The organism is Microbacter sp. GSS18 (assembly GCA_029319145.1).
Classification (GTDB): Bacteria; Actinomycetota; Actinomycetes; order Actinomycetales; family Microbacteriaceae; genus Microbacterium.
The window spans coordinates 3065116-3078884 of sequence record CP119753.1 but is presented as its reverse complement, the minus strand read 5'-3'; the positions used below and the strand labels follow the sequence as shown (position 1 = coordinate 3078884).

Genomic DNA, 13769 nt, shown 5'->3' with positions numbered 1-13769 from the left:
CTGCGTCAGCGAAGGAGCAGATTCGGCTGCAGGAGGTACTTGAACGACTGCTCTCCGGCTGTGTCCGCCGACGTCTGCGGCGTGATGAGGACGGGACTCAGCTTGTTGGCGTTGTCGCTCGACGTGAACGTGATGCGCACGAACTCGCTCCGCACGGCGCCGAGCGACTCCAGCAGGTACTGCGGATTGAGGCCGAGCGTGACGTCCTCGCCTGTGAGGTGCGCCTCGACCGACTCGGTGGCACGCGCCTGCTCGGAACCTGAGGCGTCCATCGACACGCTGTCGAGCGCGAAGGTGAACCGCAGCGGGGCCGAGCGGTCCAGGACGAGGGCGACGCGGCGCACGGCCTCGATGAGATCCGCCGTGTTCGCCACGGCGTGGTGCTCGGTCTGCTCGGGGAACAGTCGTCGCACCGGCGGGAAGTTGCCCTTGATCAGCAGCGACGTGACCGTCTTGTTGCCGGCCGTGAACGCGATGATCTCGCGATCGCCCGAGCCGGAGAAGGACACCGAGATTTGGCCCGAGTGCGCGAACGTCTTGCCGACCTCGGTGAGCGTGCGAGCGGGGACGAGAGCGGTGGTCGTGTCGCCGCCGCCGTCGGGGCCGTCCCAGGGGATCTCGCGCAGCGCGACGCGGTAGCGGTCGGTGGCGACGAGGCTGAGCGCCGTGCCGGTCACTTCGAGCTGCACCCCTGTCAGCACCGGGGTGACGTCATCGCGCGAGGCCGCGAAGGCGACCTGCGAGATCGCGGTGGCGAAGTCCTCGGCCGGCACGAGGCCGGACTCGCCCGTCACCTCGGGGATGGCCGGGTACTCCTGCACGGGCATGGAGGCGAGCGTGAATCGCGCTGAGCCGCAGGTCAGCAGGATGCCGCCGTCCTCGTCGACCTCGATCTGGATCGGAGCGTTCGGCAGGCGACTGGCGATCTCGGAGAGCAGGCGGCCGTGGACGAGGATCGTCCCGGGATCGTCGACCGTCGCCTCGATCGTGGTGCGGGCCGAGGCCTCGTAGTCGAACGCGGCGAGAGACAGTCCGTCATCGGATGCCTCGATCAGGACGCCCGCGAGGATGGGCTGCGGATTCCGCTGGGGCAGAAGCTTGACGACGAACGACACGGCTTCGCTGAACACATCGCGGTTGACGTGGAACTTCACGAACGCTCCCTCTTGCGCGGGTTGGGCTCTCTCATGCTAGTGGTCTGCGCGCTGTGCGCCAGTGCGCGTCGTCGCGTCGGTCGATGCGAGGACGGCGCGGGCGTCCGAGGTGATCGGCCCACCTGAATTCTCTATCTCTCTGTCATGTTGTTAACAGCTGTGGAAACTGTGGATAACTCGGCTGATGCCTTTCCCGGCCTGGGAACCACATCCGTGTCATTTGTGGATGGGCTGCGGATGGCGTCGGGGACGGGGATCGCGCGGGTTGCGCCTTTGCGATGCGATTCCACAGACAGTCGAGCCTCCACTCACAGGTTTTCCACGCCGCGACGAGTTATCCACAGGTTTTCCACACTGTGAAGAACGGGGCATGATGGCCCCGCGCCGCGTCGATGTCAAGTTCCGATGCGGGAATGGGGCGCGGGGTTCAGCGTCCGTTGCGACCGAGCTGCGCGGTGATCTCGGAGACCTGGTTGTAGATCGAGCGACGCTCCTTCATCAGATCGCTGATCTTCTTGTAGGCGTACATGACGGTGGTGTGGTCGCGGTTGCCGAAGAGCTGGCCGATCTTCGGCAGCGACAGGCTCGTGCGCTCGCGGCACAGGTACATGGCGATCTGCCGCGCGGTGGCGACGGACTGGGAACGGCTAGACCCGTAGAGATCATCGACGGTGAGCTTGAAGTACTGCGCCGTCGCGCTGATGATGTCGGTCGGCGAGATGATGTTGGCGTCGTCCTGGTCGACGATGTCCCTCAGCACGGTCTGGGCGAGCGACATGTCGAGGTTCGAACGGTTGAGACTGGCGAACGCCGAGACGCGGATGAGCGCGCCCTCGAGCTCGCGGATGTTGCTCGAGACCGCGCCGGCGATGTATTCGAGCACCTCGTCGGGGATGTGCAGCCGCTCGCTCTGCGCCTTCTTGCGGAGGATCGCGATGCGGGTTTCGAGGTCCGGTGCCTGAACGTCGGTGATGAGGCCCCACTCGAACCGGCTGCGCATGCGGTCCTCGAACCCGGTGAGGTGCTTGGGCGGCACGTCGCTGGTGATGACCACCTGCTTGTCGTGGTCGTGCAGCGTGTTGAACGTGTGGAAGAACGCCTCCTGGGTCTCGGCGCGCCCCTGGAGGAACTGGATGTCGTCGATCAGCAGGATGTCGACGTCGCGGTACCGCGCCTGGAAGGCGGATCCGCGGTTGTTCGCGATCGAGTTGATGAAGTCGTTGGTGAACTCTTCGCTCGAGACGTACCGCACCCGGATGCCCGCGTACAGGCTGAGGGCGTAGTCGCCGATCGCGTGGAGCAGGTGCGTCTTGCCCAGTCCGGAGTCGCCGTACACGAACAGCGGGTTGTAGGCCTTCGCGGGCGCTTCTGCGACAGCCACGGCTGCGGCGTGGGCGAAGCGGTTCGACTGGCCGATGACGAAGTTGTCGAACGTGTACTTCGGATTCAGGCGTGTGTCGGTGCGGAACGGCGTCGGCGCGGCATCCGCCGCGCCGTCCATCGCGGGGCGTCCGATGACCGGCGCGATCGGGGGAGCGGGCTCGGCTGTGGATGAAGCCGTGGACGGATCTGTGGACGCGATCGTGATCGGGGCCGTGAAGTGCATGTCGGCCAGGTCCGGGTTGACGACGACGCGGAAGTTCGACGCCGGCTCGGTGACGTCGTCCTCGACGTTCGCGAGCGCCTCCATGATGGGTGTCCTCATGCGCTTGGTGAACTGCGCAGCGGTGAGGTCGTTGGGGACGTCGAGGTACAGGGTTCCGCCCATCACGCCCTGTGCGACCGCCAGGTTGAGGAAGCCGTGGAGCTGCGGCGTGATGCGGTCGTCGTCGGCGAGGCGGCCGAGGACGGCCGACCACACCGGGACGTCCGGCGCTTCAAGAGATGACATGAACCCCCCCGGGTCGATGATGCGCCACAGGCTGTGAGTGAAGCTCCGTGCGAACCTGTGGATAACTGCCGGAGCCACGCTAGTCACGTCCCCCGGCGGGGGCAACTCCACTCTTCGCCACGCGCGTGTCATTCCCGCCGGCGCAGTGGCGAAGATGAGAGGATGCCGGGCTGATCGCGGTCAGTTTGAGTTATCGTCCATCTCGACGTAGCCTTAATCGGTTGACTTATGCCCGTTTCGGGCTGTCTCTGTACGTCGTCCCCGGTCTGAGCGTCCCGAGGACACCTGACCCGGAAGTGATTTCCCATGAGCAAGCGCACCTTCCAGCCCAACAACCGCCGCCGCGCCAAGAAGCACGGTTTCCGCGCCCGCATGCGCACGCGTGCCGGCCGCGCGATCCTGTCGGCCCGTCGCGCCAAGGGCCGCACCGAGCTCTCGGCCTGACCCGAGCGGTGCTCGCGAGGCCGAACCGGCTCACCCGCGGTGCGGATTACAGGGCCGTCGTCCGTCGGGGCCGTCGTTGCGCGGGTGCGCACACGGTCGCGTATGTGGTGACGACCGAGTCGGGACGGCCTTCGAGGTTCGGGTTCATCGTGAGTCGTCAGGTAGGTTCAGCCGTCGTGCGCAACACTGTGCGCCGACGGCTGAAGGCCGTGTGCGCGCAGTCTCTTCCGGGTGTGCGCGCCGGCAACGACATCGTCATCCGTGCTCTTCCGGCTGCGGCGACGGCGTCGTTCGCCGAACTCCGCGACGAAGTGTCGCGCTGCCTGGCTCGGCGGGCGGCATGAGCGTCCTTCCCGCGTACGCCCTCGGCGACGCGCATCTCGACCCGGCCCATCTCGTCCGTGCGGTTCCCCTTCTGCCGCGGAACGCCGGCCTTCTCCTGCTGTACGCCTACCGTGCCACCATCTCGCACACCTACGGCGATGTGTGCAAGTACTATCCATCGTGCTCGGCCTACGCTGTGGGCGCTGTGCAGCAGCACGGTCTTGCGAAGGGCGTGGTCATGACGGCCACGCGCCTCGCGCGCTGCCATCCCTGGGCGGAGGGCGGCGTCGATGACGTCGCTCCTCATCCCTCGTTCCGCCACGGACTCACCCGACACGGGTTCGTCGTCCCCGCTCCCCCCGGAAAGGACTGATCCTCCTCATGGATCTCTTCCTCGCTTCCACGCCCGCCCCGGACGCCGGGGGTGGGTTCGATCTGTTCGGAACCATCCTGTGGCCGCTGAAGTGGGCGGTCGAGGCCGTCCTCGTCGCGTGGCACTGGCTGCTGACGGCGATCGGCATGCCGCCGGCCGAGGGCTTGACGTGGGTGCTCTCCATCGTCGGCCTCGTCGTCGTCGTGCGCGCCGCTCTGATCCCGCTGTTCGTTCGCCAGATCAAGAGCCAGCGCAAGATGATGGAAATCGCTCCTGAACTGCGGAAAATCCAGGAGAAGTACAAGGGCAAGAAGGATCAGCTCTCTCGCGAGGCGATGAGCCGCGAGACCATGGCGCTCTACAAGAAGCACGGCACCACGCCGGTGTCGAGCTGTCTGCCGCTGCTGGTGCAGATGCCGATCTTCTTCGCCCTGTTCAGCGTGCTGAACGACGTGACCCGTCATGCGGCGGCGGGTGTGGGTGGCGTCGGACTGCTCAACGCCGAGCTGACGCAGGAGTTCTACGACGCCCAGCTGTTCGGTGTGGCTTCGCTGCACGAGACGCTGATCGACGCGGTGAACTCCAACAACACAGCGGCAATCACCATTCTCGTCACTCTCGTCGTTCTCATGATCGCGTCGCAGTTCTTCACGCAACTCCAGATCATCTCGAAGAATCTGTCGCCCGAAGCCAAGACGGGCCAGGCGTACCAGATGCAGAAGATCATGCTGTACGTCCTTCCGTTCGCGTTCGTCTTCTCGGGTGTCTTCTTCCCCCTCGGTGTCGTCATCTACTGGTTCGTGTCGAACCTCTGGACGATGGGTCAGCAGTTCCTCGTCATCCGTGAGATGCCCACTCCAGGGTCGGATGCGGCAAAGGCGCGCGAGGAGCGCCTGGCACGCAAGGGCAAGGCGCTCGACGCTCACGGCAAGGTCATCCCGATGGAGAAGTACGTCGCCGAGCAGCAGCGCCTGCTCGAGGAGGCCGAGGCGGCGAAGGCGGCTCAGCCCAAGCGTCAGCAGCCGATGAGCAAGCAGCGTGCGAAGAAGCAGTCCCAGAAGGGTCAGAACAAGCCCGCGGATACCGGCGACGCCTCGGGCGCCGCTTCCTGATCCCGCGCTTTCGAACGGAGACACGATGACTTCCGAAACCGCTCCCGCCGTCGGCGACGACCGCGCTCCGGCCACCGTCGAGCAGCTCGAGGAGGAGGGCGACATCGCCGCCGACTTCATCGAGGGTCTGCTCGACATCGCCGACATCGATGGAGACCTCGCCCTGGACGTGCGCTCCGGCCGCGCCTACGTGTCGGTCGAAGGCGACGACGACGCCTCGCTGACGGTTCTGTCGGAGCCGACGACCGTTCAGGCGCTTCAGGAGCTCACGCGCATCGCGGTGCAGAACAAGACGGGCCGGTTCTCGCGACTGATCCTCGACATCGGCGGCTCGCGTGACACCCGTGAGCGCGAACTCGAGACGCTCGTCGACCGCGCGATCGCGCGCCTGGACGACGGCGCTTCGCAGGCGTCGCTCCCGGCCATGTCGAGCTACGAGCGCAAGCTCGTGCATGATGTCGTGGCGCGCCGTGGCTTCGTGTCGGAGTCGTACGGCGACGGTGCCGACCGGCACACCGTGATCCGACGCGGCTGACGCGACGTTTCACGTGAAACGACGATGATCGACATCGAGCCCGAGCCCGCGGTCGCCGCGGAGGTCTTCGGCGACCGCATCGAGCAGGCGCGTGCGTTCACGGCGACCCTCGGCCAACAGGGGGAGGAGCGGGGTCTGATCGGCCCGCTCGAGCCCCCGCGGCTGTGGACCCGCCACATCCTGAACAGCGCGATCGCGGCGCCCCTCTTCTCGGGACGCGTCGGTGACGTCGGATCGGGTGCAGGTCTCCCAGGTCTGGTCCTTGCGATCGCGCGGCCGGACGTGGAGTTCGTGCTCATCGAGCCGATGGAGCGGCGGATCGCCTGGCTCTCGGAGCAGGTCGCATCGCTGGGTCTCACCAATGTCGAGGTGCTGCGGGCCCGTGCGGAGGACTGGTCGCGAGGCCCGGTTCTCGATGCGGTGACGGCTCGAGCCGTGAGTGCGCTGCGCACGCTGATTCCCATCACTGCACCCCTGGTCCGAGATGGGGGCGAGCTGGTTCTGCTCAAGGGGGTTTCGGTCGCGAACGAGATCGAGTCGGCGCAGAAGCAGATCCGCAAGTTCGGTCTGTCGGATGTCCGCGTCGAGATCCTCGGCGAGGGCTTGCTGAGCGAGCCGACCCGAGTCCTCCGTGCGACGGTTCGCTGACGCCGACGAGCAGTACGACGGGTGCCGGCACCAGATTCCGTGGCGGAGCCGCTCACGATGCCTGATGATCGGCTGACGTCGCATGGGGTTTCACGTGAAACATCTCCGAGCCGGCCGGGCTGAGCCGATGGCGTTGAGTCGGAACCCGTCACGGGAGCACGACCGATCGAGGTCGCACACGAGCCGGCGGGGACGCCGCGCGCGGCTGACGTCGTCCGACCTTCGGACCTGCGGGCACATCGTGATGCGGCCGTCGGTCGGGCGCGGCGACCATCGCTCGGGCTGAGGCCGAGTCCGGAAGGACGGTCTGCTCCGTGGCGGGTGGGTTCACGGCGCCCGGCGGCTGCGACAACCTGGCGCCGAACGCGCCGTTTCACGTGAAACATCGCGGTCGTGGGGGTCATCGGTGGGTGCGTTCCGGGCGAACCAGTCAACGACGGTGAACGCCGCAGTATGCCTCGACTCGGCGAGAAGCGTGTCCGTGTCCATGTCGGAGGCGCGGTGCCGCGGTGCTGCGGGTATCGCCGAACGCGGCGGCATCGGGCGCGTGACCCACCTACGGGTCCGGCATGCGGGCGTCCTCGTTAGCGCGGCGGCGGGCGGTTGCGTCGATGCTGCGGACGGATGGAGTCCGGAGCCGTCTGGGCAGCGTCGGGCACGAGACCGCCGCCACGGGCGGTATGCGACGCGTGCGGTGGCCGGGGCAGGGGCCCGGCTGACGCACTGCCTGCGGGCCTGCAGCTGTCCGTGCGACGCCGCGTCGGCGCGCGAGACGTGGGGATGGCCGCCCATGCATTGCCGATGGCCCTCAGGGAATCGGGCACTCGCACAGCGCCGGTGAACCGTTCCGGCACCGCGGCGACGGCCCTGGCGTGTACGCCGTGCACCGCGGGGTCGCGCACCGTGGCGATCGCGGGAAGCCACCGTGACGCAGACCCACTGCGACACGCACCCACTGTGGCGCGATGGTGCGGCGCGATGGTGCGGGGTAGGCGTTGGTTGGCGGCATCGCCTCGAAAGCGATGCCGCAGCCGTGTCGCGAGAGGTCACCGCGGACGAGTCGCACGTCGGACGAACGGGAGAATCGAGCGTCGACGTTGTGGCGTGCGCCGTTTCACGTGAAACGGGTCATGACCAGTTCGCGCCGCTGTCTGCGGCCCGCTTGTGCCGTCACCAAGCACGAGCGCGGTCTTGGGGGCATGATGGACGCAATGGATCGGATGAATGCCACGCCGGCGTGGCAGCGGGCCCATACCGCGGTGAAATCCGGTGAGGCGAAGGCAATCGTCGTCGTGTCCGGGAAGAGGCGTCGTCCCGATGCGGGGGAGGAGGGGGACAGATCCGAAGACGAGGAGGCCACCGTGGGCTGTTGGCCCGCCGGCATCGAATGCCGCTCTTCGAGCACGGGGGATGCCGGAGCGGACGGGACACGGCGAAAGGCATGCTCTTGTGTGGCCCGCGCATTCCTCGGCTTCGGTGTTCCCCACACATGTGCAGGCGATGAACCGGGGTCGGACGGGCATCGGACGTGCTCGGCCAGTGCGCGGAGAGCGTAGGGCTCGCGCCCGCTGTCTGGACGTAGGCCCCGATGCGGCACAGTCTTGTTCGGCCGGCGTGACCCCGCGAATGCAGGCGCGCTCGGCACGGACGTCTCGTTGCCCGCGGCTGGGATGTTCGTGACCTTGTTTCGAGGAGAGGAGACCTCCTGGCTTCGTGGAGCTGTCCAGCCCGCACGGCCAGGAGGTCTCGTGTTCAACCCCACCGCGCCGTCGACACGCGGCGGGTTGTCGCTTGTCGAGCAGCGATCGGCGGTCGATCCGTCGCTCACGCGGCGAAGCAGCTCGGTGTGTCGGGGCGGCGCGCACATCGCTGATCGGGCGGCTCCGCCGTCTGGGTGCGGGCGGATCGGCTGAGCGGTCGTTCAGGCCTCGTGCCTCACCGAGGCGGACGGCGCCGTGGGTCGAGACGTGGGTGCTCGCGCTGCGGTGCGAGCTGCGGCAGGGGCCGGACCGGATCGGAGCTGCGTTGGAGTGCCGGCGCGTACGGGGGCGCGATCGTTGTTGGCAACGCGATGCCCCGCCTGTCGGAGTATGACCCGCTCACCGCAGGGTGATCCGGGCGTTCAGCTCGACCCCGAACCGCGCCTGAGCATTGTCGAATCAAGAAGCTGGAGTCCTTCGCGGCGGCATCACGGCGAGGGCCGGCTCGGGTGGGCACAGGACAGCGAGGTTTCACGTGAAACATGAATCGCAGCGGGGCCGAGGCGCGCGCCCGGTTCCGAAAGTGGTGCTCCCGACGCGTGGTCGATCAAAGAGGAAGCGCGCCTACGGGGGCGACCGGGGGATGACCGGGGTCTCGCGGGGACCGGGCGACCGGGACCGGGGGGCGACCGCGGGCCCCGGGGGGTGCGAACGGGACCGGGGGGCGAACGGGACCGGGGGCACGCCCGGGACTCGGGGACGACCGGGGGGCGGGGGGCGACCGGGACTCGGGGACGACACGGGCGACCGGGGGGGGCACGCCCGAGACCGGGGCGACCGGGACCGGGGGCGACCGCGGGCAGGGGGGACGAAAGAGGGGGCGACCGGGGCCACGCCCGGGGCCACGCCCAGGACGCCACGACGGCGAGGCATCGACGGGGGTGGTCCGAGCCGGACGGCAAGGCACATGTGCCTGCCGCGCCCTCGTATCGGTCGCGTGCATCCGATACGCCAGCGACGACCGAAACGAGCGGAGCGCCGATCGATGCGCGGTGCCCGATCGACCGGGCGTGCACACAGCCACGACGATCGGTGGGCGCAGCCGCCGCGCACGGCCTGGCCGGTTGTCGCGCTGGAGGAATGGTCGCTCAGGCGCCAAGGGCGGTTCGATCGCGGAGCGGAGCTGAAGACCGAGGGAACGGTCGATGCTGAGGGCATGCGGGGAACTGCCGAGGCGATCGCCGGTGAGAGCTCTGGCGCGCTTCGACGCGGGATGAGAGCGACACGTCCCGGCTGGTCGACGGGCAGGGATGTTTCACGTGGAACAGTGCCGGCATACGCGTGAGTGCGCTGCCACGCGCAGAGCGTGGCGATGAGAGTGCACGACGTGCGACGCTTCCCTGGCATCCCTCCGCGGCCACGGGTGGTGCATCCTCGCGGCCATGGGGGAGGCGAGATGGTGCAGGAATGCTCGAGTTGCGGGGCGAAGAAGACCATCGATCACTCGCCCGGTCCGACACGGGGTCCTCCGCCTCGCGAACCGGTGACAGAGAGCGGCTCGTCGGCTCGCCACGACGCATGCTGCACGACGGTGAGTGTGCCCGGGGGCGTTGGATCGGCGGGCATCGGAGGCGTGTTTCACGTGAAACGGCAACGGGACCGAAGGTGTCTCGACGGGCGGAATCGGTTGGCCGGGAAGGTCCGGACGGCGCCATCGGAGGCGGATGATGTCGACCGCGGCGACTAGAGTGGAGGACGTTGTTCTTCGCCGTGCGAATGGGAGAGTGTTTCACGTGAAACAACCCGACGAGACGGACGCGACGACCTCCTTCTCGTTCGATGACACCCCGCTCGCACGCGAGATCGCCGACCTTTCAGCTCGGCGTCGTGTGCTGGACACCATCGACGTGGAGTTCACGGGTCGCACGCGTGTCCTCACCATCTCGAACCAGAAGGGCGGTGTCGGCAAGACGACCACAACGGTCAACATCGCCGCCGCTTTCGCCGCGCTCGGTGCTCGCGTCCTCGTCATCGACCTCGACCCGCAGGGCAACGCATCCACCGCCCTCGGGGTTCCGCACTCCGCCGATACGGCGAGCATCTACGACGTCCTGATCGACGGCATGCCGCTGCGCGAGATCATCCAGACGAGTCCCGAGTCCGACAACCTGCTGTGCGCGCCGAGCACCATCCACCTCGCCGGCGCCGAGATCGAGCTCGTCTCGCAGGTCGCGCGCGAACACCGCCTTCGGACGGCGCTCACCACCTATCTCGACGAACTCGACGAGCGACTCGACTTCGTGCTCATCGACTGCCCGCCGTCCCTCGGTCTGCTCACGATCAACGCCTTCACCGCAGCGGGCGAGCTGCTCATCCCGATCCAGTGCGAGTACTACGCGCTCGAGGGACTGAGCCAGCTGCTCGGCACCGTGACGATGATCCAGCAGCACCTGAATCATGGACTCGAGCTGTCGACCATCATGCTCACCATGTATGACGGACGCACACGGCTCGCCCAGCAGGTCGCCGACGAGGTTCGAGAACACTTCCCGAGCCAGGTTCTCGACACGATCATCCCGCGATCCGTGCGCGTCTCCGAGGCACCGAGCTTCGGTCAGACCGTGATCTCATATGATGCGCAGTCCGCAGGCGCGATCGCTTACAAGGAAGCCGCCGTCGAGATGGTCCGACGAGGCGAGCGGAATCTCGGCGAGGCAGAGCAGCACACGAACGAAGGGGAGTCCTGATGGCCAAGCGCACGGGTCTGGGACGAGGCATCGGGGCACTGATCCCGACGACGGAGCAGACGGAGGGCCGACCGGCCGACGTCTTCTTCCCCCGGGGTTCCGAGGATGCAGGCAAGCCGGCGCCGGTCGCCGACCTCGCCGGCGAATCGGTCGAGCAGGTCGACGCCGCCGAAGAACTCGTCGCCGTGCCCGGGGCCCGGCTGGCGCACATCGATCCGCACGCGATCGTTCCCAACCCGCGTCAGCCGCGCACGAACTTCGATCCAGATGACCTCGCCGAGCTCATCCACAGCGTCCGTGAGTTCGGGGTCCTCCAGCCCGTCGTCGTGCGTGCCAGGGGTGGCGACGAGTATGAGCTCATCATGGGGGAGCGGCGCACGCGTGCTGCTCGCGAGGCCGGGCTCACGTCCATCCCCGCGATCGTCCGCGATACCTCCGACGAGCATCTGCTCCGCGATGCGCTGCTCGAGAATCTCCACCGCTCCGAGCTCAATCCGCTCGAAGAGGCGTCGGCATACCAGCAGCTGCTCGAGGACTTCGGCATCACGCAGGAGGAGCTCGCGGGGCGCATCGGACGCTCCCGGCCCCAGATCAGCAACACGATCCGTCTCCTGAAGCTCCCGGTTCCCGTGCAGCAGCGAGTGGCGGCCGGTGTCCTGTCGGCGGGGCACGCGCGCGCGATCCTGTCGCTGTCGAACCCCGAGGCGATGCAGCGGCTCGCCGACAAGATCGTCAACGAGGATCTTTCCGTCCGCGCCGCCGAGGCAGCGGCCAAGACCGAGGACTCGGCGCAGTCCCGGTCGATCAAACCTCAGGCGGGTGCCCGTCGGGCATATCTCGACGAGGTGGCAAGCCGACTCGGCGATCGGCTGAACACGCGCGTCCGCGTCTCCCTCGGTGCACGAAAAGGCCAGATCAGCATCGATTTCGCCAGCATCCAGGATCTGAACCGCATCCTTGAGGAAGTGGGAGAGAACGGTTACGGATCGGCCTGAGCAGTCGCACGTCCGTCGTACCCTTGATAGGTGACGGATGACGATCGGACGCAGCGGCGAGCCAGTCTCGAACTGCTGCGCGCCGAGGCCGGCGACGAACTCGCCGCGCTGATCGCCGAGCGCCTTCGCGCCGGTGAGGATCCGTGGGACTTCATGGACGAGCTGCCGAGCGTGGACGAGCTCGTGGTGTTCCTCCTGCGCGCCGACAACATCGCCGCCAACGGCGGCGTCCGCCCGAATCGCGCTCGGCACTATCGCGTGCTGCGCCAGATCGCGCTGGACTATCCGCCCCTGACCCCGGCCGTGTGGCGCCTCCTCGGCGACGCGGAGCACCATCGGCGCTGGGATGCCACCGTGCGGGCGGACGTGTCCTGAACGACAGAGCCCCGTCCCTCCCGCATGACGCGGGAGACACGGGGCTCGATCAGATCGGGAGGCTCAGCCGATGTAGGCGGCGAGGTCCTTCTCGAGGGCGAACTTCGGCTTCGCACCGATGATGGTCGTCTCGACCTCGCCCTTGTTGAAGACCTTCATCGCCGGGATCGACGTGATCTGGTACTTCATCGCCAGGTCGGGGTTCTCATCGACGTTGAGCTTGAGGACCGTGATCTTCTCCGGGTGCTCGCTCTGGATCTGGTCGAGCACGGGTGAGACCATGCGGCACGGGCCGCACCACTCTGCCCAGAAGTCGACGAGCACAGGGCCGTCGGCGTTGAGGACGTCTTCGGTCCAGGTGGCGGAGGTGGTGTCCTTCGCGGTCATGGGTTCTCCTTCGGAAGTGGTCGGTCGATAGCGATGTGAACGTGTGCGCGAGGTGCGTTGTTCCCGTGGCCTCAGGCGACGACGGGCGCGACGCTCGCGATCTGGTCGCCCTCGGGGTCCGGAGTGCCCGCCTCGCCCAGCGCGGCGAGGTAGTGCTCGACGTCCAGGGCGGCGACCGTTCCGCTCGCAGCGGCGGTGACGGCCTGCCGGTACGTGGGGTCGACGACGTCCCCGGCGGCGAACACGCCCGGAACCGACGTGAGCGACGACCGACCGTCCACCCAGATCGTTCCGTCCGCGGTGAGGTCGAGCTTGTCGTGCACGAGGTGGGTGCGGGGGTCGTTCCCGATCGCGACGAAGACGCCGTCGAGCGGGAGCTCGGAGCGGGTGCCGTCGACGGTGTTCTCGAGCACGACGCCGGTGACCGCGTCCTCGCCCGTGATGTCGACGACCGCGCTGTTCCACACGAACTCGATCTTGTCGTTCTTGAACGCGCGCTCCTGCATGATCTTCGAGGCGCGAAGCTCGTCACGGCGGTGGATGATGTACACCTTCGACGCGAACTTCGTCAGGAAGGTGGCCTCTTCCATGGCCGAGTCGCCGCCGCCGACCACGGCGATCGTCTTCTCGCGGAAGAAGAAGCCGTCGCACGTGGCGCAGTAGGAGACGCCGCGACCCGACAGGCGCTGCTCGCCTTCGATGCCGATCTTGCGGGGCGCCGAGCCGGTTGCGAACACGACGGACTGCGCCTCGTGCGACGCGCCGCTGCCGAGCGTGATGCTCTTGACCGGTCCATCGACATCCAGTTCGACGACGTCGTCGTAGACGACCTCGGCACCGAACTTCTCTGCCTGCTCCTGCATCTTCGCCATGAGCTCGGGGCCCATGATCGCCTCGGGGAAGCCGGGGAAGTTCTCGACCTCGGTGGTGTTCATCAGCTCGCCGCCGGCCTCGACGGAACTCGCGACCACGAGCGGGCTGAGGTTGGCACGGGCGGCGTAGATGGCAGCCGTGTAGCCCGCGGGACCGGATCCGATGATGATGACCTGACGCACGAGCGCCCCTTTCGATTGGTTCCCAGTGC

At 67.6% G+C, this 13769-nt stretch carries 13 protein-coding genes; 9 read left to right on the top strand and 4 right to left on the bottom strand.

Translation table 11 applies throughout. The features are described 5' to 3' along the window. Positions 1–5 precede the first annotated feature (5 nt). Both dnaN and dnaA read right to left on the bottom strand, forming a co-directional pair. Positions 6–1154: a DNA polymerase III subunit beta gene (dnaN, locus tag P0L94_14185; protein WES63608.1), complete on the bottom strand. Its 1149-nt coding sequence runs from the start codon at positions 1152–1154 to the stop codon at positions 6–8. Between the two features lie 427 nt (positions 1155–1581). Continuing rightward, positions 1582–3045 (bottom strand): chromosomal replication initiator protein DnaA, encoded by a 1464-nt coding sequence (dnaA, locus tag P0L94_14180; protein ID WES63607.1) that lies wholly within the window; start codon positions 3043–3045, stop codon positions 1582–1584. A 306-nt stretch (positions 3046–3351) separates the two neighbouring features. Between dnaA and rpmH the strand changes: the two genes are divergently transcribed. From rpmH to P0L94_14135, 9 genes are all read left to right on the top strand, one after another. Beyond that, positions 3352–3489, top strand: coding sequence for a 50S ribosomal protein L34 (rpmH, locus tag P0L94_14175; protein WES63606.1), 138 nt, complete (start codon positions 3352–3354; stop codon positions 3487–3489). Positions 3490–3497: 8 nt separating this feature from the next. Further along, positions 3498–3833, top strand: a complete 336-nt coding sequence (gene rnpA, locus P0L94_14170; protein WES63605.1) for a ribonuclease P protein component — start codon at positions 3498–3500, stop codon at positions 3831–3833. Next, entirely contained in the window at positions 3830–4186 is a 357-nt protein-coding gene (gene yidD, locus P0L94_14165) for a membrane protein insertion efficiency factor YidD (GenBank protein ID WES63604.1), read from the top strand. The genes rnpA and yidD overlap by 4 nt, the downstream gene beginning before the upstream one ends. Positions 4187–4194: 8 nt before the next feature. Beyond that, the gene (gene yidC / locus P0L94_14160) at positions 4195–5298 is read left to right on the top strand and encodes a membrane protein insertase YidC (protein WES63603.1); all 1104 of its coding nucleotides are present in this window, start codon (positions 4195–4197) and stop codon (positions 5296–5298) included. Between the two features lie 25 nt (positions 5299–5323). After that, positions 5324–5833 (top strand): R3H domain-containing nucleic acid-binding protein, encoded by a 510-nt coding sequence (locus tag P0L94_14155; GenBank protein WES63602.1) that lies wholly within the window; start codon positions 5324–5326, stop codon positions 5831–5833. 24 nt (positions 5834–5857) lie between these two features. Continuing rightward, positions 5858–6481: a 16S rRNA (guanine(527)-N(7))-methyltransferase RsmG gene (gene rsmG / locus P0L94_14150; GenBank protein ID WES63601.1), complete on the top strand. Its 624-nt coding sequence runs from the start codon at positions 5858–5860 to the stop codon at positions 6479–6481. Between the two features lie 3607 nt (positions 6482–10088). Continuing rightward, positions 10089–10928, top strand: coding sequence for a ParA family protein (locus P0L94_14145; GenBank protein WES66327.1), 840 nt, complete (start codon positions 10089–10091; stop codon positions 10926–10928). Beyond that, positions 10928–11923, top strand: coding sequence for a ParB/RepB/Spo0J family partition protein (locus tag P0L94_14140; protein ID WES63600.1), 996 nt, complete (start codon positions 10928–10930; stop codon positions 11921–11923). The genes P0L94_14145 and P0L94_14140 overlap by 1 nt, the downstream gene beginning before the upstream one ends. A 30-nt stretch (positions 11924–11953) precedes the next feature. Beyond that, positions 11954–12298 (top strand): hypothetical protein, encoded by a 345-nt coding sequence (locus P0L94_14135; GenBank protein WES63599.1) that lies wholly within the window; start codon positions 11954–11956, stop codon positions 12296–12298. Between the two features lie 63 nt (positions 12299–12361). Here P0L94_14135 and trxA read toward each other — a convergent pair whose 3' ends face one another. Together trxA and trxB are read right to left on the bottom strand one after the other, a co-directional pair. Next, on the bottom strand, positions 12362–12685 hold the full coding sequence (gene trxA / locus P0L94_14130) for a thioredoxin (GenBank protein WES63598.1): 324 nt from the start codon (positions 12683–12685) through the stop codon (positions 12362–12364). A 71-nt stretch (positions 12686–12756) separates the two neighbouring features. Beyond that, positions 12757–13740, bottom strand: coding sequence for a thioredoxin-disulfide reductase (gene trxB / locus P0L94_14125; GenBank protein WES63597.1), 984 nt, complete (start codon positions 13738–13740; stop codon positions 12757–12759). Positions 13741–13769 lie beyond the last annotated feature (29 nt).